This is a genomic window from Bradyrhizobium sp. cf659 (assembly GCF_900113725.1).
In the GTDB taxonomy this organism is placed as follows: domain Bacteria; phylum Pseudomonadota; class Alphaproteobacteria; order Rhizobiales; family Xanthobacteraceae; genus Bradyrhizobium.
The window spans coordinates 211,559-232,431 of sequence record NZ_FOQJ01000004.1 but is presented as its reverse complement, the minus strand read 5'-3'; the positions used below and the strand labels follow the sequence as shown (position 1 = coordinate 232,431).

Here is a 20,873-nt window from a genome sequence, read left to right as displayed (position 1 = left end):
CCTGTCATTCCATTGACAATTCCGAAGCTAGTCCCATTTTGGAAATTATCAAGTTTCCTAATTCAGGGGAGCCGGCCATGACCGTCCACACCACCCCGACTGCCGCCGCCCAGACCGCGCTTCCGGCAACCGCGCTGGAGGGCGTCCTGCCCGCCGCGCCAACCCGAATCCACCGACAAAAGCTCAATCTTCGCAAAGCGTTGCTCGTGGGCGCCGCGATCGTCGCACTGACCGGGGCGAGCTGGTACGGCTACGACTACTGGACCGTCGGCCAGTACCTCGTCTCCACCGATGACGCCTATGTGAAAGCCGACAACACCACGATCGCGCCGAAGGTCAGTGGCTATCTCAACCGCGTTCTGGTCGCCGATAACGAGCATGTGAAGGCCGGCCAGGTGCTGGCCCGAATCGACGATCGCGACTTCCGCGTCGCGCTCGACCAGGCCCGCGCCGATGTCGCCGCCGCAAGTGCCACGGTGGCAAGCAAGGAGGCGCAACTCGAGGTCCAGCAGGCGGTGATCGCGGCGGCCAAGGCGACCATCGATGTCGACACGGCCGCGAAGACGTTCGCAAGCCAGGAGAACACGCGCTACACCAACCTTGCCGCAACCGGTTATGGCAGCGTGCAGAATGCGCAGCAGGCGCAGGCTCGCGATGCCGGCGCGGACGCCGCGATCGCGCGCGACAACGCCAACCTCATCTCCGCACAGAAGCAGGTCGATCTGCTCAAGGCCGAGATCGTGCAAGCCAACGCCGCCGCCGCGCGCGCGGCGGCGATCCAGCAGCAGGCGGAGCTCAACCTCGGCTACACCACGATCGTCTCGCCGATCGACGGCGTCGTCGGCAACCGTTCCTTGCGCGTCGGCCAGTTCGTGCAGGCCGGGACGCAGCTGATGTCGATCGTGCCGACTGATGGCGCCTATGTCGTCGCCAATTTCAAGGAGACGCAGCTCACCCACGTGCAGGCGGGACAGGCCGTCGACATCGAGGTCGACATGTTCCCGGGCCAAATCGTGCACGGCCGCGTCGATTCCATCGCACCGGCCAGCGGCCAGGAATTTGCGCTGCTGCCGCCCGACAACGCCACCGGCAATTTCACCAAGGTGGTGCAGCGTATCCCGGTCAGGATCGCGCTCGATGCCGCGCATGGCCCCGCGATTTCGCTGCGGCCCGGCATGTCCGTGATCCCGACCATTGCAACACGTTCGACCGCGCCGACCGCGAATGCGGCCGCCGCGCCCAAAGCGAAGCTCGTCTCCGGAGGGTCGTGCCATGTCAAACAGCCTCTCAATTTCGACGCAAGCAACACCGGCCGCGACGCCTGAACGCATAATCGCCGATCCGAACCGCGCGAGCGCCGCGACCTGGATTGCCGTGCTCGCCGCCATGATCGGCTCGTTCATGGCGATCCTGAACATCCAGATCACCAACGCCTCGCTGCTCAACATCGAGGGCGGCATCGGCACCGGCGCGGACAACGGCTCCTGGATCTCGACGTCGTATCTGATCGGCGAGATCATCGTGATCCCGCTGACCGACTATTTGAGCCGCGTGTTCTCGTTCCGCCGCTACATGCTGGCGAGCGCGGCGCTGTTCGCCGCCTTCTCCGTTGCCTGCGCCTTCACCCACGATCTGCCGTCGATGATCGCGATGCGCGGCCTGCAAGGCTTTGCCGGCGGCGTGCTGATCCCGATGGCGTTCACGCTGGTGCTGACCAAGCTGCCGAAGCCACAGCAGCCGGTGGGGCTCGCGATCTTCGCGCTGTCCGTCACCTTTGCCCCGGCGATCGGCCCGACCATCGGCGGCTATCTCACCGAAACCTACGGCTGGCGCACCATCTTCTTCGTCAACGTGATCCCGACCGCGGTGATGGTGGCGGCGCTCTATCTGACGCTGGAAAAGCAGAAGATGCAGCTCGGCCTCCTGAAGGAGGGCGACTGGGCCGGCATCGTCACCATGGCGATCGGGCTGTCGGCGCTGCAGGCCGTGCTCGAGGAAGGCAACAAGGACGACTGGTTCTCCTCGCCCTTCATCGTCAAGCTCGCGGTGATCGCGGCCGTCAGCCTGATGCTGTTCGTCGCGATCGAGCTCACGATCGAGAAGCCGCTGATCCGGCTGCGCCTCCTCACGCAGCGCAATTTCGGCTTCGGCACGGTCGCGATGACCATGGTCGGCTTCGCGCTGTTCGGCTCGGTCTACATCCTGCCGGCCTATCTCGGCCAGGCGCAGGGCTACAATGCCGAGCAGATCGGCAATGTGCTGGCCTGGACCGGCCTGCCGCAGCTCGTGCTGATCCCGCTGATCCCGAAGCTGATGCAGCGCTTCGACACGCGCTACATCGCGATCACCGGACTTCTGATCTTCGCCTATAGCTGCTTCATGAACACGGCGATGTCACCTGACTATGCCGGCGACCAGCTCTGGATCCCGAACATCGTGCGCGCCGTGGGACAGGCCATGGTGCTGACGCCGCTGACCTCGGTGCTGACGGGCGGCATCGCGCCGCAGGACGCAGCCGCAGCCTCCGGCATCAGCAACATGTTCCGCAACCTCGGCGGTGCGATCGGCACGGCGACGCTCGCCACCATCATCACCAAGCGCGAGCAATTCCACTCCAACATCATCGGCCAGTCGGTCACGCTCGGCCGCGAGGAGGTCCGCAGCCGCATTGCGCAGATGACGGACTACTTCATCGCGCACGGCGTGCCCGACCCCCATGCCGCGCGCGAGCAGGCCATCATCGCGCTCGGCAAGACGGTGAGGCGCCAGGCGTTGGTGATGGGCTATTCCGACGCCTTCGCGGTGATCGGCGTCGTGCTGGTGCTCGCCGCCATCGCGGTGCTGCTGACGCGAAGGGTGAAGGCGGCGGGTGGGCCGGCGCATTAGGCTCTTCTTCTCCCTCTCCCCGTTCTTACGGGGAGAGGGGTGAGGGGCTCTCTCCACACGTGAGATCCATCGAGAGACCTGTACCCCCTCACCCGGATCGCAAGCGCGATCCGACCTCTCCCCGCAAGCGGGGAGAGGTGAGGGGTCACTGCGCGCAGGTAAAGCTCGACGCTTCCGTCACTGGCCCCGCCTTGTAACGCGGCCAAGCCGGCCAGCGGCACAGCGGCATCGCGCGCAACACGGCAAATGACGGCGCCTCGACCTTCTGCTCGGCAACCTCAAGGTCACCGGGCGCCTTGCCCTTCTCGACCCAGTCGACCAGCGCGCTCAGCATGTCGACATTGGCGGGCGCGCCGGAGCCGACATGGTCCACGCCGGGCGCGGTGTAGAGCCGCGCGAATTCGGCCGTCTCGGCCTTGCCGAGCTTGCGCTCGACGCTCTCGAAATAGCGGATGCCGGCATAGGGGCTTTGCGCATAGTCGGCCATGTGCTCAAGGATGATCAGCTTGCCCTTGCGCTCGCGAAAGCGACTGAGGTCGGGATTAGTCGAGTCCATGAGGTTCGAGACTTCGAGCAGCCGCGCCTTGTGCTCCTCCACCTTGTAGGTAGTGACGTCGAGCTTGGGATCGCGCGCGAACACGTATTGAATGCCGCCAGCGCCGTAAATCCAGGCGATGCCGTTGTTGGGCGCAGGCGGCTGTGCGGGCGGCGCGGTGCCGAGCCACCACGCGACCCAGCCGCCGGTCGGACCGATCGCGGGCGTGTCTTCGCCCGACACGCCCCAGCCCGGATAGTCGTCGAGACCGTTGGCGAGTGCGAACGGGAATTTGTAGGTCGCATGCAGCGTGTTGACCGCCTTGATCTGCGCCTCGGTGAGACACTGATCGCCCGTCTTCCCGCTGGCGCAGCGCAGCGTCTCGACCTTGAAGGCCGCCTTGCAAGATACGGGATCCTGCACCAGCGCATCGTTGGAGCCGTCGGCCTTGTCGCAAGCAGCCCGCACGGCATCGCCGACGAGCTTCACCTGCGCCGGGTTGATCCAGCCGTCACCCATGGTCACGAGGCCCGAACGCGTGCCGGCATGCTGCAGGCCGACCCAGTTGATGACGGGCACGCGGGCGAAAATGCCGTCGAAATCGTCGGGGTAACGCTGCGCCATGGTGAGGCCTTCGCGACCGCCCTCGGATGAGCCCATGAAGTACATCTTCTCGGGCTTCTTGCCGTAGGCGCGCTGCATCAGCGCGACGGCAACGTCGCGAACCTTCTTGTAGGCACGATGAGCGAAGTTCTCGAACGCCTCGTCGTTGAGCGCGAACACCTGCGGCGGCTCGCCCGGCTTGGACTCATGGCCGGAATCGGTGCCGTAGGTGACGAAGCCGCGCGCGAGCGGCGACGGCTTGTCGAACGGATAGGCCGGCGGCAACGAAAGGCCGGTGATCAGCACGCCGTTGAAGCCGCCGCCGCCATATTGCACCGACCGCCCGTTCCATTCGACCGGAAGGTTGACCTGGAACTTGATCGGCGGCGCCTTGGGATCGACGGGATCGATATGGCCGAGCACCTTGCAGAAGCCGGGATTGGCGGGCGTGATCCGCCCCGATGGCGTCGGGCCGCGCTCGGCAATGGCGCGTTGCGACGGCGCCTGCAACGTCGCGGCATCGATCTTCACGGCATCAGCGTCGCCGACGAGACCCTTGCAGACCGTGTCTGCATCCTCTGCCAGCGTCACCGCCGACGCGCTGCTCGCGCTCATTGCGGCCGCCGTGCCCACGAGCCATGCGCACAGCTTCGCCCTTGTCAGCGTCATCGTCTCCACCCGGCTTTTTCTGTTCTCGTTCAACCTGACAGTTGGCCGCATTGAATGCAACCTTCGTCCGCCCGTCAATCGCTCACGCCGCAGTTCAGCTCAGAACGATCCCAGCACACTGCCCAGGGCGATCACGGCCACCAGCGCCAGGAGCGAGGTCACGATGCCCACCATGACGATGTCGAAATAGCTGTCGCGATGCGTCAGGCCACAGATCGCGAGCAGGCTGACCACCGCGCCGTTGTGCGGCAGGATGTCCAGCGTTCCCGAGCCGATCACCGCCACGCGATGCATCAGCGCGGGGTCGATGCCGGTGCGCGCGGCAAGCGCGACATAGGTCTGGCCGAGGGCGTCGAGGGCGATGGTCAGCCCGCCCGATGCCGACCCGGTCAACGCGGCCAGGATGTTGGTCGCGACGGCGAGCGAGACCAGCGGTCCGCCCTCGATCGCCAGCACCCAGTCGCGCACGATCGTGAACGCCGGCAGCGAGGCGACGACTGCACCGAATCCGACGAGGCTGGCGACGCTGAACGCAGGCAGGACCGACGCATTGGCCCCGGCGTCCATGGTCCGGCGAAGCGCCGGCAGGCGGGCCCGGTTCAGCGCGATGGTCGTGACGATGGCCGCCGCCAGCGCAACCGCGACCGACCACACGCCCGCGACGGCCGCGAGCGACGTTTCGCCAAAACGCTGCTCGGCGAGATAGCTGACATCGAGCCGCGGCAGCACCACGAGCGACATCACCAGATTCACGGTGACGACGACGGCCAGCGGCGCGATGGCGTTCAGCACGGGCGAAGGCCGGTCGCTGCGATGACCGTGTCGTAGTTCGGCCGGATCGAACTCGCGCGCGGTCGTTGCGCGCTCGCGCACGAGTTCGTCGGCGGCGGCCTGCTCGATCAGGCCGTCGGCATCGTCGCCATAGCCTTCTCCGGCGCGGCGGGCTGCTGCCTCGGCGCGATGCAGCCACCACAATCCCGCGCCAAGCATGATGAGGGAGGCAATGATGCCGAGGCCCGGGGCGGCGAACGGCGTCGTCCCGAAGAACGGCATCGGGATCGCATTCTGGATCGACGGCGTGCCCGGCAGGGCCGACATCGTGAAGGTCGACGTTCCCAGCACGATCGCGGCCGGGATCAAACGACGCGGAATCGAAGCCGCGCGAAACAGAGAACGGGCCATGGGAACGATGACGAAGAACGCGACGAACAGGCTCACGCCGCCATAGGTGACCAGCGCGCCGGCGAGAACGACCGCCAGGATCACGCGCCGCTCGCCAAGGCGCTCCGCCATGAAGCCGGCGACCGACGTCACCGCGCCGCTGTCATCCATCAACTTGCCGAAGACAGCGCCAAGCAGGAAGATCAGGAAGAACTGCGCCAGAAATCCCGCCGCATTCACCATGAACACCTGGGTCAGGTTCGCAAGCAACGGTTCGCCGCCGAACAGGGCAGCAACGAGTGCCGCGAACGGCGCGAGCAGAAGCACGCTCCAGCCGCGAAAGGCAAACAGGACAAGCAGGCCGAGCCCGACGAGGAGGCCGAGAAGACCCATGTCTCAGCACTCCGTCAGGAGGACGTCGAGATCGGCGGTCGATTGCCGACCGATGTCGGCACCATGCTCGGCGAGAAACGCGTCCGCGGCCATGCGCCCCTCGGCGCGCAGCATCGAGACGAATTCCCATTCCGCATTGAGTTTCGAGGACGCGCCGAACTTCGCCAGCATGTCGCTCTTGATCCGGTGCGTCCGCATCTTCGCCCAGCGCGCGCCCTCGCCGCTGCCGGGGTCGGCCGCCTGGCGCAGCAGCGCGATCATGCGCAGTTCCTTCATCAACGGCGAGTTGAACGAGATTTCGTTCAGCCTGTTGAGGATTTCAGCCGCTGTCCGCGGTTCCTCCAGCCGCTCGGTCGGATTGATCTGGACCAGGATGGTGTCGTGCGCGTCGCTCTCGCGAACCAGCGGCGTGATTGTCGGGTTGCCGGCGAAGCCGCCGTCCCAATAGGGCTCGCCGTCGATCTCGATGGCACGGAACATGGTCGGCAGGCAGGCGGATGCCAGCAGCACATCCGCCGTGATCTCCGCATTGCGGAAGATACGGCCGCGTCCGGTGCGCACCCGCGTCGCGGTGATGAACAGCTGGATCGGCGAGCGCATGAGGCGTTCGAAATCGATGCTCTCGGCCAGCACCGCGCGCAGCGGATTGTAGCCCGTGGGATTGAGGTCGTAGGGCGACAGTACGCGCGACATCAGGTCGGTGAGGATGTAGAAGGGCGACGTATCGAGGGTCCAGCGCCCCATCAGCCGGTCGAGCGGCGAGCGTTGGAGCGGACTGAAAGCCGCGGCCCTGGAGACGCGGCGCCAGTATTGTTCGAGCGCACCGCGGGCGCCCTCGGCGCCGCCGGCCGTCCAGCCGTCCGCCAGCACCGCCGCATTCATAGCGCCTGCGGAGGTTCCGGAGATCGCGGCGATCTCCAGCCATTTCTCTTCCAGGAGGCGGTCGAGCACGCCCCAGGAGAAGGCGCCGTGCGAACCGCCGCCCTGCAGCGCGAGATCAATCAGTACGGCGTCGCGTTCCATGGCGGACACTCACGCAACTGAAGCTCAAATGCGACGTGATTAGGAACACGTCGCATTCGACCGCAGTGTGAGAGCAGTTGCCACAAGATGCAACCGGAACGTGGGGGCGTTCAGTGCTCGAATACCAGCCTTGCGCCCACCGTACCGTCGAGGGCGCGGATCTGCTGGAGCAGTTCGCCCGAATCCTGGCCGCCGAGATCGGCGTCGAGCACGACGTAGCCGAGGTCGCCGGCGGTCTCCAGATATTGCGCGGCAATGTTGATGTCGCGCTGGAGGAAGACCTCGTTCAGACGCCGCAACATGCCCGGCACGTTGCGATGGACATGGCTGAAGCGCGCGCCGGAGGGGCGCAGATGCAGTTGCACCTCCGGGAAATTCACCGCGCCCATGGTCGATCCCGTGATGAAATAATCGACCAGTTTTCGCGCGACTTCCCCACCGATGCGCTCTTGCGCCTCCTCGGTCGAGCCGCCGACATGCGGGGTCAGGATGACGTTGTTGAGGCCCTGCACCGGGCTTTTGAAGCGTTCCGAATTCGAGGACGGCTCGACCGGGAAGACGTCGATCGCGGCGCCGGCGATATGCCCATCACGCAAGGCGCCCGCGAGCGCATCGAGGTCGACCACGGTGCCGCGGCTGTTGTTGATGAAGAACGAGCCCGGCTTCATCGTGCGCAGCTCCCTCTCGCCGATCATGCCGGCGGTCTCCGGCGTCTCCGGCACGTGCAGGCTGACCACGTCGCTCTGCGCCAAGAGCTCTTCGAGCTTCTCGACCGGCTCGGTATTGCCGTGGCGGAGCTTGTCGGTGCGATCGTAATAGATCACGCGCATGCCCATGGCCTCGGCCAGGGTCGAGAGCTGCGAGCCGATATTGCCGTAGCCGACGATGCCGAGGGTGCGGCCGCGCACCTCGCGGCTGCCGGCCGCCGACTTGTCCCAGCCGCCCCCGTGTGCCGACACCGAGCGCGGAAAGATCTGCCGCAGCAGCATCACGATCTCGCCGATCACGAGCTCGGCGACGCTGCGCGTGTTTGAGAACGGCGCGTTGAACACGGGAATACCGCGCTTGCGCGCCGCCAGCAGGTCGACCTGGTTGGTGCCGACGCTGAAGCAGCCGACCGCAAGGAGCTGATCGGAGGCCGCCAGCACGTCGTCGGTAATCTGGGTGCGCGAGCGGATGCCGAGCAACGACACGCCCTTGAGCGCCTGGCGCAGCGCCTCGCCGTCCAGCGCCTTGGTCAGACGCTCGACATTGGTGAAGCCCGCGCTCCGGAACAGGTCCACGGCACTGTCATTGACGCCTTCGAGCAGCAGCGCCTTCGCGCTCCGCTCAGGGCTTTGGCCTGGGGCTGGCATAGTATCTCCATGAATGGCGGCTTTGCCGCAGCTCATAGACCGCGGACGAGGCGCAGCACAATAGGGTTTGGATACGGGAACAAGATGGCGGGGAGGGCGAGAGGGCCCTGACTGCCCCCTTCAATGTCGTCCTGGCGAAAGCCAGGACCCATTACCCCAGGGAGCAGTTGTGGCGCGAGAGCTTAACCGCGAGCCTTCGCCAAACCCAATCCTGGGGTAATGGGTCCTGGATCAGCGCTCGCTATTGGACAACGCTACGCGTTGCCAACGCTCGCTTGTCCAGGACGACGGAAAGATTTTCCCAGCATCGTGACGGATCTAAATCACATAAAACCCATGCGTGCCGTCGCGGCGGAGCTGCTCGACGAGGCCGTATTCCCAATCGAGATAGGCCTGCATCGCACCTTCGGCGACATCGGTCCCCTCATAGGGCCGGCGGTAGCGGTGCGCCGGGTCCGGCTTCGGCAGCACGAGCGGCGGACCGACCTCCACCGCGTCGTCATAGCCGCCCTCGAGCACGTACACCTCCCAGCCCATCTGCGCGAGCCAGGACGCCGTCATGTCGGCGCGCACGCCCTTGTCGTCGGTCAGGAGGATGCGCGCGCCGCGCACCGGCGCGGCCATGTCGGTCTCCTGGACGAGCTGACCGCCGGGATAGTGACGGAAACCCGGCAGATGCCCCGCCGCATATTCCTCCGCATCGCGCACGTCGAAGCGGTAGAGCGTGCGATCGGTCTGCGCCGCGAGCGCCGCCGCCTCGCCTGCGCCGATGTGGCGAACGCCGGCGCGATAGGCGACGTCGCGGGCATTGGCCGGACCGCCTTCGAACGGTCCGATTGCCCCGCGCCGGTCGGCGCCATGGTCGAGCGCATGCCGCGCCAGCGTCCAGCCGATGGTGCCGTTGCGCAGCGCCCGCACCTTGTTGGGCACGCCGGCATTGATCAGCGACTGGGTGCCGATGATCGAACGGGTGCGGCCGGCGCAATTGACGATGATGGTGGTGTCGGGATCGGGCGCGGCCTGGCCTGCCCGCAGCACCAGCTCCGCGCCGGGTACGCTGACCGAGCCCGGAATGTTCATGGTCGCATATTCGTCGAAGCGGCGGACGTCGAGGATGGCGATGTTGGCCTTGTCCGCAATAAGCTTGGCGACCTCGTCAGCGCTGAATGACGGCGTGTGCCGCCGCGCCTCGACCAGCTCGCCGAACGCTTTCGAATAGGAGTTGACGTCCTCGAACACCTGATAGCCCGCATCGCGCCAGGCCTTCAGCCCGCCATCGAGCGCGCGGACATTGCTGTAGCCGAGCGCAGCCAGGCGTTCCGCTCCGGCCGCGACCAGCCCCTCGCCGTCATCATAGAGCACGACCGGCACGTCCTTGCGCGGCAGTCTCACCTCGGCTTCGACCGCAATCCGGTTCGCGGCCATGTTGGCAGCGAACAAGGGATGACCGGTGGCGAACGCGGCCTCGTATCTGAGATCGAGCAGCGCGATCTCCTCGCGGAGCAGCAGCGCACCGCGGATATCGGCGGGGGTGACGGTCGGGATCGTCATCGGACATGCAGCCTTCGAAGTTTGGACAGGGCGCTTTTGGCCGATTGCGGACCGCTTGACCAGCCCGACGAGGGCATGCCCTCCCACTCTGCGGCGTGCAATCCCAAGGAGCTGCTGAAAAGAAGCATGTTGTCCGCGGGCGCGGGGCGGGTAAAGTTCCGATTCGCACGTGGGGGAGGGGCAGCATGCGAACCATAAAATTCCTGGTGGTGTTTCTGGTGCTTCCGGGTGCGGCCATGGCCGCGCTGACCAATGCGGAGCGCAAGTCCCAATTCGAGCGGGCGATGGCGTCGATCATCGCAGCGACGACGCCGACCGTGTTCGGCTATGTCCGCGACACGCTGATCAAGGACTACGTCGCCTGCAAGCCCAACAAGGGGCAGGCCGTGGAGCTCATCAGCGCGAGCTATTTTCGGTCCTGTGAACACGAGGACGCGTCGGCCACCGGCGAGCGCTCACTGGAAGCGTGCCAGTTGCGCTATGGCAAGCCGTGCGCCCTGCTAGCGGTGAACGAGGAGATCGTCGCGGAGGGTGAACTGACAGCGCGGGACATGCCGCGTCTGCATTATGCGGGCAAGTATGATCTGTCCCAGATTCCGATCATCCGGCGGGTGACGCGACAGCGCCCCGACGTGCAGAATTACGATAGGGCCATGGAGCCGAAAGCGATGGCCATCCACCCCTGGGGGAAGCTGTTCATCTCGGCGGGCGATGCGAGCTTGAAGGATGCCCAGGCCTCCGCACTTGCAAAATGCAACAGCGATCCCACGCGAAATGGCAGGGATGGCGGCTGCTTTGTCTACGCCGTCAACAACGACGTCATCATTGGTGAACGGAACATGCAGCCGAAGTGACGTGTCGAGCAAATATCGTGGCTCGATCCAGGCGGATTTGAACAGCGGCTTGTCGGATCACTCACCCGGGACGAGACGCCCGAGCGGCGGCTGCGCGGGGCGTCGCAGCTTGCGGCGCGACAGGTAGAGCAGGATGCCGGTGACCGAGAACAGCGGCATCAGGGCTGCGGCGATCATGAACGCGAGCTTGCCGGGCCAGCCGAGGACCGCGCCGCGATGGATGTCGAGCACGTTGGCGATGATCTTCTCGCCGAGCGTCTTGTCGGCGTAACGCTCCGCCGAGACCAGTTGACCCGTGACGGCATCGATGCGGAATTCGTCGCGCGTGGTATCGAGCGTGGAGCCCTTCCCCCACGACCGGATCCGGATCGCTGTGCCGGGGCCGGCCGGCAGGGTCAGCAAGGCCCTGGCGAAGCGGTCACCCTCCTCGCGCCGGAACGTCGCCCAAGCACGGTCGAATCCGATCGGCTGGGCCGGCTCGGAAGCGGTCGCCACGCGCGTCGCCTTTGCGGACATCTTGGGCTGCATTTTCGCGGCGACGACCTCCGGGCGCGACAGCAGCCAGACGACACCGTCCTTGTACCAGTCGAACGAGTACCACAGTCCGGTCAGCGTCATCACCAGATAGATCGGCAGGACCCAGGTGCCGATGACGGCATGCAGCGACCGGTGCAGCCCGCGGCCGCTGAGCCCGAGATTCGGCTTCAGCCACATCTTCACGCTGCCGGCGCGGCGCGGCCAGCGCAGCACCAGGCCCGAGACCAGCATGGCGATCAGGCCGAGCGCGGCGACGCCGGTGATCTGACGGCCCCAGCCCTTGGCATCGCCGGGAATCAGCAGCCAGCGATGCAGCCTCCGCACGGTCGCGAAAAACTCTTCGCCGCGCGGCGAGCCCAGCACACGTGCGTCATAGGGATCGACATAGAGTGAAGCCGGCCGCCCACCCTGCTCGTCGCGGCCGAAGCGGACACGCACCGCCGCGGCCGGATCGCTCGATAGCGTGAGGGCCGAGACCTTGCCGAAATCCTGCGCCGCCTTCAGCCGCGCGACCAGTTCGTCCGGAATCAGCGCCGGCGCGGTGCGCGGCGCGACCTGCATGATGCCGGCGTTGAGATGGTCGACGATCTCGTCCTCGAAACTCATGATCGCGCCGGTCAGCGCGATCAGGGCAAGCAGCAGCGCGAGGGCGAGGCCCGCGATGGAGTGGACCTGGAGCAGGACGGCCTTGATGGTGTGGGCCAACCGCGCTGCCACGGCTAGAACTTCACCGTCGCCGACAACGACACGCGCCGCGCATCGCCGATGGCGACGTTCAAAGCGTTCCCGGTGCTGGACGTATAGTAGAGCTTGTCGAACAGGTTCTTGACGTTGAACTGATAAGTCACCGGCAGATTGTCGATTTTCGTGTCGTAGGTCGCAAAGATGTCGGCGACGGTATAGGCCGGCAGAAAGAAATTGTTGGCGGAGTCGCCGGGCCGGTCGCCGACATACCGCGCACCACCGCCGAGCCGCAGACGTCCCGGAAGCGCGTCGACGAAATCGTAGACGAGATAGAGCGAGGCCGTGTTCATCGCGGCGTTCAGCAGCTTGGCGTTGCCGTTGACGGGATCGTTGATCAGGCGTGCATCGGTATAGCCGTAACTACCGATCATGCTCCAATGGTCCGTCAGCTTGCCCGTCACGTCCAACTCAACGCCGCGCGACCGAGCCTTCGCAGACGTCCGTATTGCGATGTTGTTGTTGCCGAGATCATCCCGCACCAACACGTTCTTCTTCTCGATGTCGTAGACCGCCAGGGTGCCCGACAGCCGCTTGTTGACGTCGAACTTCAGGCCGGTTTCCCATTGGGTTCCCTCTTCGGGCGCAATGGTGGAGTCGACGACGAAGCCGACGGGAGCACCGGTGAAAAGCGCAATCGTCGAGGTCGGCTTCAGCGACTGCGTATAGCTCACGTAATACGAGAGCTGATCGTTCAGCTTGAAGATGACGCCGCCGAGCGGCAGCACCTTGTCGCCCGCCAGATTGGTGTTCGTGACGAAGAGAGGCCGGCCTTTTCCGGCGAGCTGCTCGTATTCCATCCAGCGCACGCCGCCAACCACGGACAGCCAGTTGGTCAGATGGAACGTGTCCTGGGCGAAGAAGCCGCGGGTGCCGAGCTTGTCGGTCTGCTCGCTGTCGGTTGCCGACACGGTCGTGCCCGGCGTAATCAGTCCGTAGACCGGGTTGTAGAAGTTAAAGCTCGGGGTCGCCTGGCGAATCAGGTCGTGGCGGTCGATCGTGCGATACAGCGCCTCGCCCCCGAACAGGATCTCGTTGCGGAAGCCGCCCACCCAGACGTCACCTTGCAGATACGCGGTGCCGTAACTGGCGTTGCTCAGCGAGTTCCGGGTGCCGTCGTTGCTGCGGGTCTCGACGCCGGTCTTGGCGTTGACGCCGGTGATGCGAAGCTGATTGGCGCTGAAGGTCTCGGTGTTGTAGCTGTAGGCCGCCGTGACCTTCCAATTGTCGTCGAGCTTCTGCTCGACCGAGGCCTGCACCAGGTCGGAGGTGCCCCACATGTTGTTGAAGGGCTCGTCGAGCCGGCGCGTCTTCGGGATCGCCAGCGGAGCGCCGTCGACGAAGGCCGTGCCGCGGTCGAACGGATAGATGAATTCGCGGTGCTCATAGGTGAGCTGGACCGTCGTGGTGTCGCCGTACCAGGCAAGCGACGGGTTCACCAGCATTTCCCGGTGGCGGCCGAAATTGCGCCAATAGTCCTCACTGACCCCGTAGCCGATGAAGCGATAGGCGAGGCCGCCGTCGCCGATCGGACCGGTGATGTCGAGCGTGCCGTCAGCACCGTTGCGATTGTTCGCATAGGTCGAGCCGAGCAGCGTGACCGAGCCGTGCTGGTAGAGCTCCGGACGCTTGCTGATCGTGTTGACGATGCCGCCGGGATCCATGATGCCATAGAGCAGCGAGGCCGGTCCCTTCAGCACCTCGACGCTCTCGACCGCGGCGTTCAGACTGCGGCCCTGCACCAGCGGCATGCCGTTACGCATGATCGAGCCGTCGCGATTGTCACCGAAGCCGCGGCGGATCACGGCGTCCTGGGTGCCGGCGAGCGTGTTGGTCTGGGTGATCCCGCTGATGTTGACCAGCGCATCGTCGATGTTGCGCGGCAACTGGTCCTTCAGGACCTGCGCGGGCACGACGTTGACGGACTGCGAGGTGTCGAGCGGCGATGCGCCCGAACGCAGCGTCGTCGCGCTCGGCATCGCACGGTAGCCGAGCTTGGCGGCTTGCTGCGCGGCGGCCTCCGCGGCGGCGCGCTCCGACGGCGTCGGCGCTGCCGGCGCGGGATTGCGATTGCGCGCGGCGGCCTGGGTGCGGCGTGAGGACTGCTCCGATGCGCGCGCCGGTTTCGGCCGCTGCGCCGGCGCCTCCACCGTCACCGGTGGTAGCGCCGATTGCGCCTGCGCGCTCGTCGTGTTGGAGGGGCATTCGGCGAGCAGCACGGCTGCTCCGATGAGAAGACCTGCACGACTCCCGCCGGCACGAATTCGATGACCGCTGACGCGGCCATCCAGATGAGCACGCACTTTCGATTCACTTCCAAGTCAGACACAGCATTGATGCTGGCGCGTCTAACAGCCGTTACGGGTGAAGAGAACCGTAGGCGGAATTGAATCGCTCTAGAGTTGAATGGTTCTAAGCGCAGATTGACGCGAAACGGCAATCATGGATTGTTCTCGCGCTGATCGCGACACGCTGCGCGCGAAATTCGCGGCGGCTTGTCGCGACGTCGCGAGATTTCACGCGATGGCAGGGCTCGTCAGCTCGTCGAGCTTCCGCTTGAGCGCGGTGCCGTCGGACAAGGCCCGGAGCGGCGGGCGCACGCGCAGCCACGCGGCATCGCCGGTCTGCGCGGCGAGAATGGCCTTCAGCGTTGCGAGGAAGGATGGCGTCTTCACCACGATGTCGATCGCCGCTTGCATGCGCGCTTCGACGTCCTTGCCGTCGATCATCGCCTTGACCAGCTCCGGCGCGATATTGGCCATGCCGCAGATGGTGCCGGCACCGCCGGCGGCGATGGCGCGGGCGATGTCGGCTTCGTTGCCGACGGTGATGGCGAGCTCGGGGCTGGCTGCGCGGAACGCCTCGAACTGCTTGAAGTCGCCGCTGGAGTCCTTCAGGCCTGCAACCAGCTTGCCGTAACGCTTGCGCAAGCTTGCGGCGACCGTGGTCGGGATCGCGACGCCGGAGACCTGCGGGATGTGATAGAGCGAGGCACGCAGGCGATCGTCGGCAACGCCATCGATAATCGCAGCGAAGGCATCCTCGATGCCCTCGGGCGTGACGCTGCGGTCGAAGTAAGGCGGCAACAGCAGCACATGGCGCAGGCCGAGGCCGAGCACGGCGCGCGTCAACGCGATGCTGTCGCTGATGGCGGGGAAGCCGCCGCCGATTCCGATGCGCTCCGGCGCGACGCCGGCCTTGAGCACGGCCTCGATGGTCGCGACGCGTTCGGCGACGTTGAAGGAGGTGCCTTCGCCGGTTGTGCCGAACAGCACGACGCCGTCGACGCCTTTGCTGAAGAGCTGCCTGGCGTGGGCGGCGAGGCGGCCGTGATCCACACCACTGTCGGTCGCCAGCGGCGTCGCCGACGCCACCCAGAACCCGCGAATCGCCTCCGTCATCACACCACCCTTTGCTGCGGTCTCGGACTAAGCCACTGATTCCTAATGATCTTCTGCGCTTAGCGAGGCCTCGTTTTTGCTTTACTTTTCACCTTGTACCTTACATACAAGACGGACGCAAATCCCTGTTGCAGCAGGCGCGCGACAGACGCGGCCGGATTTTGAGGAGGTCTTGCATGGACATGGTGACCCCCGTGGAGCGCCCCGACCAATTGCTCGGCGCCTTGCGCGACAAGCTCGGCGCAGCCGCCGTGCTGATCGGCGCTGACGTGCCGGCGCGCAATTGCAACGACTGGAGCGCGAGCCTGCCGCAAACGCCGCGCGCGGTGATCCGTCCGCTCGATGCGCAAGGCGTTGCGGACGCGATTCTGGCCTGCCGCCAGGCGCATCTGCCGTTCGTGCCGCAGGGCGGACTGACCGGGCTGTGCCGTGGCGCCTCGCCTGAAGCAGGCTGGGTCGCGATCTCGCTGGAGCGCATGACCGGCATCGAGGAGATCGATCGCGCGTCCGCGACGATGACGGTGAAGGCGGGCACGCCGCTGGAGACGATCCAGAAGGCCGCGGATGAGGCCGGCTTCTTCTTTCCGCTCGACCTCGGCTCGCGCGGCTCCTGCGCGATCGGCGGCAATCTCTCCACCAATGCCGGCGGCAATCGCGTGATCCGCTACGGCATGACGCGCGAGCTGGTGCTCGGTCTCGAAGTGGTGCTGCCGGATGGCACCATCATCACCAATCTCAACAAGCTGATGAAGAACAATGCGGGCTACGACCTGAAGCATCTCTTCATCGGCTCGGAAGGCACGCTCGGCATCATCACCCGCGTGGTGCTGAAGCTGTTCCCGAAGCCGCGCTCGACCATGGCCGCGCTGTGCGCCTTGAAGGACTATGCCGCGGTGATCGCACTGCTCGATGCCGCGCGCAGCGGGCTCGGCCCGCTGCTGTCGGCGTTCGAGGTGATGTGGCCGGACTATTGGGACGTGATCACGACGCGCGCCGGCGTGAAGCCGCCGGTCGCCGCAGGCCATGGTCTCTACGTGCTGGTGGAGGCGCAGGGCACCGACGAGAGCCTGGATGCGCCGCGCTTCCAGGCCTGGCTCGAAGAGTTGATGGAGCGCGGGCTGCTGGCCGATGCCGCGGTGGCGCAATCGCTGGCACAGACGCAAGCCTTCTGGCGGGTGCGCGACATCTGCGCCGAGTTCGGCCAAGTGCTGGGTCCGCACATCTCCTATGACATCGGCCTCGCCGTGGCGCGGATGGACGAGTTCGTCACGCGCTGCAAGGCCGCGCTCGCCGACGGCATCAAGGGCTGCGAGAGCGTCTATTACGGCCATATCGGCGACGGCAATCTGCACCTCGTGTCCTGGGTCACGGGCCTCACGGTCGCGCAGCAGCCGAAGGAGGAGATGGACACGATCATCTATGGTCTCGTGCGCGAGATGGGCGGCAGCGTCTCCGCCGAGCACGGCATCGGTACGCTGAAGAAGAAGTGGCTTGGTCATGCCAGGAGCGAGGCCGAGATCGCGCTGATGCGGACGCTGAAGGCCGCGCTCGATCCCGATCATCTGCTCAATCCCGGCAAGGTGATCTGAGAGAGCAATGCGATCGCTCAAGCTCGATACGCCGAAGTCGCTGTCGCAGCGGGTGATGCAGCGGCTGCGCCAGGCCATCATCGACGGCGAGTTCGCGCTCGGCGCTGCGATCTCCGAGGAGATGGTGGCGAATTCCTTCGGCGTCAGCCGGACGCCGGTGCGCGAGGCGATGGGCCAGTTGCAGGCGCAGGGCCTCGTGGTGATCCGCCCGCAGGTCGGCAGTTTTGTCTTCACCCCGAGCGACGAGGACATCACTGCGCTCTGCACCTTCAGGATCGCGCTCGAGCCCAAGGCCGCCGAGCTCGCCTTCCGTTATGATCGTGACGGTGCGGTCGCGACGATGAGCGCCGCGATCGCGGCGATGGAGCCGGCGATTGCGGCACGCGACAACATCGCCTATGGCCGCGCCGATGCCGCTTTTCACGAGGCGCTGTTCGCCCATTGCGGCAACCGCTACCTCGTCGAATCCTACCAGCTCGTCTCCGGCCGCGTCGCCGCGCTGCGCACCAACCTGACCTCGCCGATCGACGTGCGGACCCGCTCGTCCTTCGACGAGCACCGCAGGCTGCTCGATCTGTTCGCGCGCGGCAAGCATACCGCGTTCGAAGCGCTGATGACCACGCACATCACCAATTCGAGCGTGGTCTACGCCAAGGCCTTGAAAGTCGAGGCGAAGGTAGACTGAGCGGTTCTACCGCTCGTCCTCCGGACCCGGCCTGTCCAGGAAATCCAGCGCAGTGTTGATCTGCTCGAGCTGATGCTCGATCCTGTCGCGGTCCTCGACGGTTTGCGCTATCTCGAGTTCCTCTACGAGCTTCTGCTTCCGCGCCAGCAAGTTCTCTATGACCGTACTCACAAGTCCCCCATCACCCCGAAGCGAGCATCAAGGCAAAAATCCGGTTGCGGGCACTGGCGCCTGGATGGTCCGAGGCGCGCGCGAGCAGAGCTCGCTCCGGTGCCTAGGTCAGAATGTTCGCGGGGGGCGATTGGTTCCTGCAAATGAACCACAACGCGGAGCCGATGGAACTGTTGGCTCTGGCTGACCGCCGTCAGAGGTTTCCTTGCCCATGAAGCAGGCGCAGATCCGATGCGGGCCGCGGTGAGAGCCCGGACGACGGCTCGCTGACGACCATGTGCGGCACGCGCAGTGCTCCGGAGGACGAGGCGGTGCTCGCGAGCAACACCGGCACAACGGGGGTGCGGGTGATGGAGAGCGAGAACACCGCGAGCAGCGCGCAGAACATGCAGAGCCTCATCCGCACCGTCCTGCGATCGGTGATCGGCAGAAGCAGGAAAAACAACATCGCCAGGATCAGCAGCGCATCGACCAGTAACATGGATCTCTCCCTTGAAGCCGGGAGGAGGATGACGCGGCGCGTATCGGCCCGTATGTGGACCGTGTCACAGTCTGGCGACGTGGCCCCGCGCGCGATTGGCGTTGCTGAATTACGCGCCACGCGGGAACCGGAATCGGCGAAGACGGCCCATCGATCGGTTGTATTCGCGCCGCCGGAGTCCTATGCGTAGGCCCCATGGACATCCAGATCATCGCTGCCGAAAAACCCCTGATGGCCCAGGCCCGCCCGCGCAAGCCGGCGCCGTTCCTGCCCATGAGCCGCGCCGAGATGGACGCGCTCGGCTGGGATGCCTGCGACATCGTGCTGGTGACCGGGGACGCCTATGTCGACCATCCAAGCTTTGGCATGGCGATCATCGGCCGGCTGCTGGAGGCGCAGGGTTTTCGGGTTGGCATCATCGCGCAGCCGGACTGGCACTCGGCCGAGCCGTTTAGGGCGTTAGGCAAGCCAAAGGTGTTCTTCGGCGTCACCGGCGGCAACATGGATTCCATGGTGAACCGCTACACCGCGGACCGCCGCCTGCGCCATGACGACGCCTATACGGCGGGCGGCGAAGGTGGCAAGCGGCCGGACCGCTGCACCATCGTCTATGCCCAGCGCTGCCGCGAGGCGTTCAAGGACGTGCCGGTCGTGCTCGGCGGCATCGAAGCATCGCTGCGCCGGATCGCGCATTACGACTACTGGTCCGACAAGGTGCGCCGCTCGGTGCTGGCCGACGCCAAGGCGGACCTGCTGCTCTACGGCAATGCCGAGCGCGCCGTCGTCGAGGTGGCCAACCGTCTTGCCGCAGGCGAAGCGCCGCGCGAGCTCGACGACATCAGGGGCGTCGCGCTGTTTCGCCGCGTGCCCGAGGACTATTCCGAGCTGCACGCCGACGATCTCGATTCCGCCGACGAGGGCGCATCGCGCCAAAAGGGCGCGACCGTGATCCGGCTGCCGGCGCTGGAGCAGGTCGAGCAGGACCGCGAGGCCTATGCGCGCGCCTCGCGCGTGCTGCACCGGGAGAGCAATCCCGGCAATGCGCGGCCGCTGGTGCAGCGTCACGGCGACCGCGATCTCTGGCTCAACCCGCCGCCGATCCCGCTGACCAGCGACGAGATGGACGCGGTCTACGACCTGCCGTATGCGCGCGCGCCGCATCCGTCCTATGGCGATGCGAAGATCCCTGCCTGGGACATGATCAAGTTCTCGGTGACGATCATGCGCGGCTGCTTCGGCGGCTGCACCTTCTGCTCGATCACCGAGCATGAAGGCCGCATCATCCAGAACCGCTCGGAAGGCTCGATCCTGCGCGAGATCGAGAAGATCCGCGACAAGACGCCGGGCTTCACCGGCGTGATCTCCGACATCGGCGGCCCCACCGCCAACATGTACCGGATGGCGTGCAAGGACCCAAAGGTCGAGGCGGCGTGCCGGCGGCCGTCCTGCGTCTTCCCGGAGATCTGCCCGAACCTCAACACCTCGCATGACGATCTGATCCGGCTCTATCGCAAGGTACGCGAGACCAAGGGCATCAAGAAGGTGATGGTCGCCTCCGGCGTGCGCTACGACCTCGCGGTTGAGAGCCCCGAATACATCAAGGAGCTCGTCACCCATCACGTCGGCGGCTATCTGAAGATCGCCCCCGAACACACCGAGCGCGGCCCGCTCGACAAGATGATGAAGCCGGGCATCGGCGCCTACAACCAGTTCAAGCGGATGTTCGACGCCGCCGCCGAGCAGGCCGGCAAGAAATATTACCTGATCCCCTATTTCATCGCGGCGCATCCGGGCACGACCGACGAGGACATGATGAACCTCGCGCTGTGGCTCAAGAAGAACCGCTATCGCGCCGACCAGGTGCAGACCTTCCTGCCCTCGCCGATGGCGACCGCAACGGCGATGTACCACACCGGCGTCAACCCGCTGCGCGGCGTGCGCCACGGCGGCAGCGACAAGGTCGAGGCGATCAAGGGCCTGCGACAGCGCCGCCTGCACAAGGCGTTCCTGCGCTATCACGACCCCGACAACTGGCCGGTGCTGCGCGAGGCGCTGAAGGCGATGGGCCGCGCCGACCTGATCGGCTCCCGTCCCGACCAGCTGGTCCCCGCGCACCAGCCGCCCGGCACCGGCAAGGCCGCCGGCACGCGGCGCCCGGTTCGGCCGGGCGGCAAGATGCAGCGGTTCACGACCAAGGGCGTGCCGATCAGGAAGTGAGCCCGCGCCGCACAGCGCTCG

The 20,873-nt window shown here is 65.9% G+C and carries 16 protein-coding genes; 6 read left to right on the top strand and 10 right to left on the bottom strand.

Annotated features, from left to right (window positions below):
* The first annotated feature begins 77 nt into the window (after positions 1 to 77).
* A complete protein-coding gene (locus BM118_RS20160; protein WP_177234489.1) occupies positions 78 to 1,325 on the top strand; it encodes an HlyD family secretion protein in 1,248 nt (415 codons plus the stop codon).
* Positions 1,273 to 2,886 (top strand): DHA2 family efflux MFS transporter permease subunit, encoded by a 1,614-nt coding sequence (locus BM118_RS20155; RefSeq protein WP_283806372.1) that lies wholly within the window; start codon positions 1,273 to 1,275, stop codon positions 2,884 to 2,886. Before BM118_RS20160 ends, BM118_RS20155 begins: the two co-directional genes overlap by 53 nt.
* Positions 2,887 to 3,031: 145 nt before the next feature.
* On the opposite strand, the gene BM118_RS20150 is transcribed toward BM118_RS20155, so the two are convergent.
* From BM118_RS20150 to BM118_RS20130, 5 genes are all read right to left on the bottom strand, one after another.
* Entirely contained in the window at positions 3,032 to 4,693 is a 1,662-nt protein-coding gene (locus BM118_RS20150; RefSeq protein ID WP_177234488.1) for a tannase/feruloyl esterase family alpha/beta hydrolase, read from the bottom strand.
* Between the two features lie 99 nt (positions 4,694 to 4,792).
* On the bottom strand, positions 4,793 to 6,247 hold the full coding sequence (locus BM118_RS20145; protein WP_092187231.1) for a GntP family permease: 1,455 nt from the start codon (positions 6,245 to 6,247) through the stop codon (positions 4,793 to 4,795).
* A gap of 3 nt (positions 6,248 to 6,250) precedes the next feature.
* Positions 6,251 to 7,270, bottom strand: a complete 1,020-nt coding sequence (locus tag BM118_RS20140) for a patatin-like phospholipase family protein (protein WP_177234487.1) — start codon at positions 7,268 to 7,270, stop codon at positions 6,251 to 6,253.
* A gap of 110 nt (positions 7,271 to 7,380) precedes the next feature.
* Positions 7,381 to 8,625 carry a phosphoglycerate dehydrogenase gene (serA, locus tag BM118_RS20135; protein ID WP_092187229.1) on the bottom strand — a complete coding sequence of 415 codons (1,245 nt, stop codon included), beginning with the start codon at positions 8,623 to 8,625 and terminating at the stop codon, positions 7,381 to 7,383.
* Positions 8,626 to 8,943: 318 nt separating this feature from the next.
* Positions 8,944 to 10,176 carry a rhodanese-like domain-containing protein gene (locus BM118_RS20130; RefSeq protein ID WP_092187228.1) on the bottom strand — a complete coding sequence of 411 codons (1,233 nt, stop codon included), beginning with the start codon at positions 10,174 to 10,176 and terminating at the stop codon, positions 8,944 to 8,946.
* A 236-nt stretch (positions 10,177 to 10,412) separates the two neighbouring features.
* Between BM118_RS20130 and BM118_RS20125 the strand changes: the two genes are divergently transcribed.
* The gene (locus BM118_RS20125; RefSeq protein WP_143099498.1) at positions 10,413 to 11,030 is read left to right on the top strand and encodes a hypothetical protein; all 618 of its coding nucleotides are present in this window, start codon (positions 10,413 to 10,415) and stop codon (positions 11,028 to 11,030) included.
* A gap of 57 nt (positions 11,031 to 11,087) precedes the next feature.
* Here BM118_RS20125 and BM118_RS20120 read toward each other — a convergent pair whose 3' ends face one another.
* From BM118_RS20120 to BM118_RS20110, 3 genes are all read right to left on the bottom strand, one after another.
* Complete coding sequence (locus BM118_RS20120) at positions 11,088 to 12,284, bottom strand: PepSY-associated TM helix domain-containing protein (RefSeq protein WP_092187226.1); 1,197 nt, start codon at positions 12,282 to 12,284, stop codon at positions 11,088 to 11,090.
* A 2-nt stretch (positions 12,285 to 12,286) separates the two neighbouring features.
* Positions 12,287 to 14,611 carry a TonB-dependent siderophore receptor gene (locus BM118_RS20115; protein WP_092187225.1) on the bottom strand — a complete coding sequence of 775 codons (2,325 nt, stop codon included), beginning with the start codon at positions 14,609 to 14,611 and terminating at the stop codon, positions 12,287 to 12,289.
* A 213-nt stretch (positions 14,612 to 14,824) separates the two neighbouring features.
* A complete protein-coding gene (locus tag BM118_RS20110; protein WP_177234486.1) occupies positions 14,825 to 15,709 on the bottom strand; it encodes a dihydrodipicolinate synthase family protein in 885 nt (294 codons plus the stop codon).
* A 176-nt stretch (positions 15,710 to 15,885) separates the two neighbouring features.
* Here BM118_RS20110 and BM118_RS20105 point away from each other — a divergent pair, with 176 nt between their 5' ends.
* The gene (locus tag BM118_RS20105; RefSeq protein ID WP_092187223.1) at positions 15,886 to 17,298 is read left to right on the top strand and encodes an FAD-binding oxidoreductase; all 1,413 of its coding nucleotides are present in this window, start codon (positions 15,886 to 15,888) and stop codon (positions 17,296 to 17,298) included.
* Between the two features lie 7 nt (positions 17,299 to 17,305).
* The gene (locus BM118_RS20100; RefSeq protein WP_092187222.1) at positions 17,306 to 17,983 is read left to right on the top strand and encodes a GntR family transcriptional regulator; all 678 of its coding nucleotides are present in this window, start codon (positions 17,306 to 17,308) and stop codon (positions 17,981 to 17,983) included.
* A gap of 6 nt (positions 17,984 to 17,989) precedes the next feature.
* Here BM118_RS20100 and BM118_RS41515 read toward each other — a convergent pair whose 3' ends face one another.
* Together BM118_RS41515 and BM118_RS20090 are read right to left on the bottom strand one after the other, a co-directional pair.
* On the bottom strand, positions 17,990 to 18,154 hold the full coding sequence (locus BM118_RS41515; RefSeq protein ID WP_177234485.1) for a hypothetical protein: 165 nt from the start codon (positions 18,152 to 18,154) through the stop codon (positions 17,990 to 17,992).
* 193 nt (positions 18,155 to 18,347) lie between these two features.
* Entirely contained in the window at positions 18,348 to 18,635 is a 288-nt protein-coding gene (locus tag BM118_RS20090; protein ID WP_092187221.1) for a hypothetical protein, read from the bottom strand.
* Positions 18,636 to 18,830: 195 nt separating this feature from the next.
* Here BM118_RS20090 and BM118_RS20080 point away from each other — a divergent pair, with 195 nt between their 5' ends.
* Positions 18,831 to 20,852, top strand: a complete 2,022-nt coding sequence (locus tag BM118_RS20080) for a YgiQ family radical SAM protein (protein WP_092187219.1) — start codon at positions 18,831 to 18,833, stop codon at positions 20,850 to 20,852.
* The last annotated feature ends 21 nt before the right edge of the window (positions 20,853 to 20,873 follow it).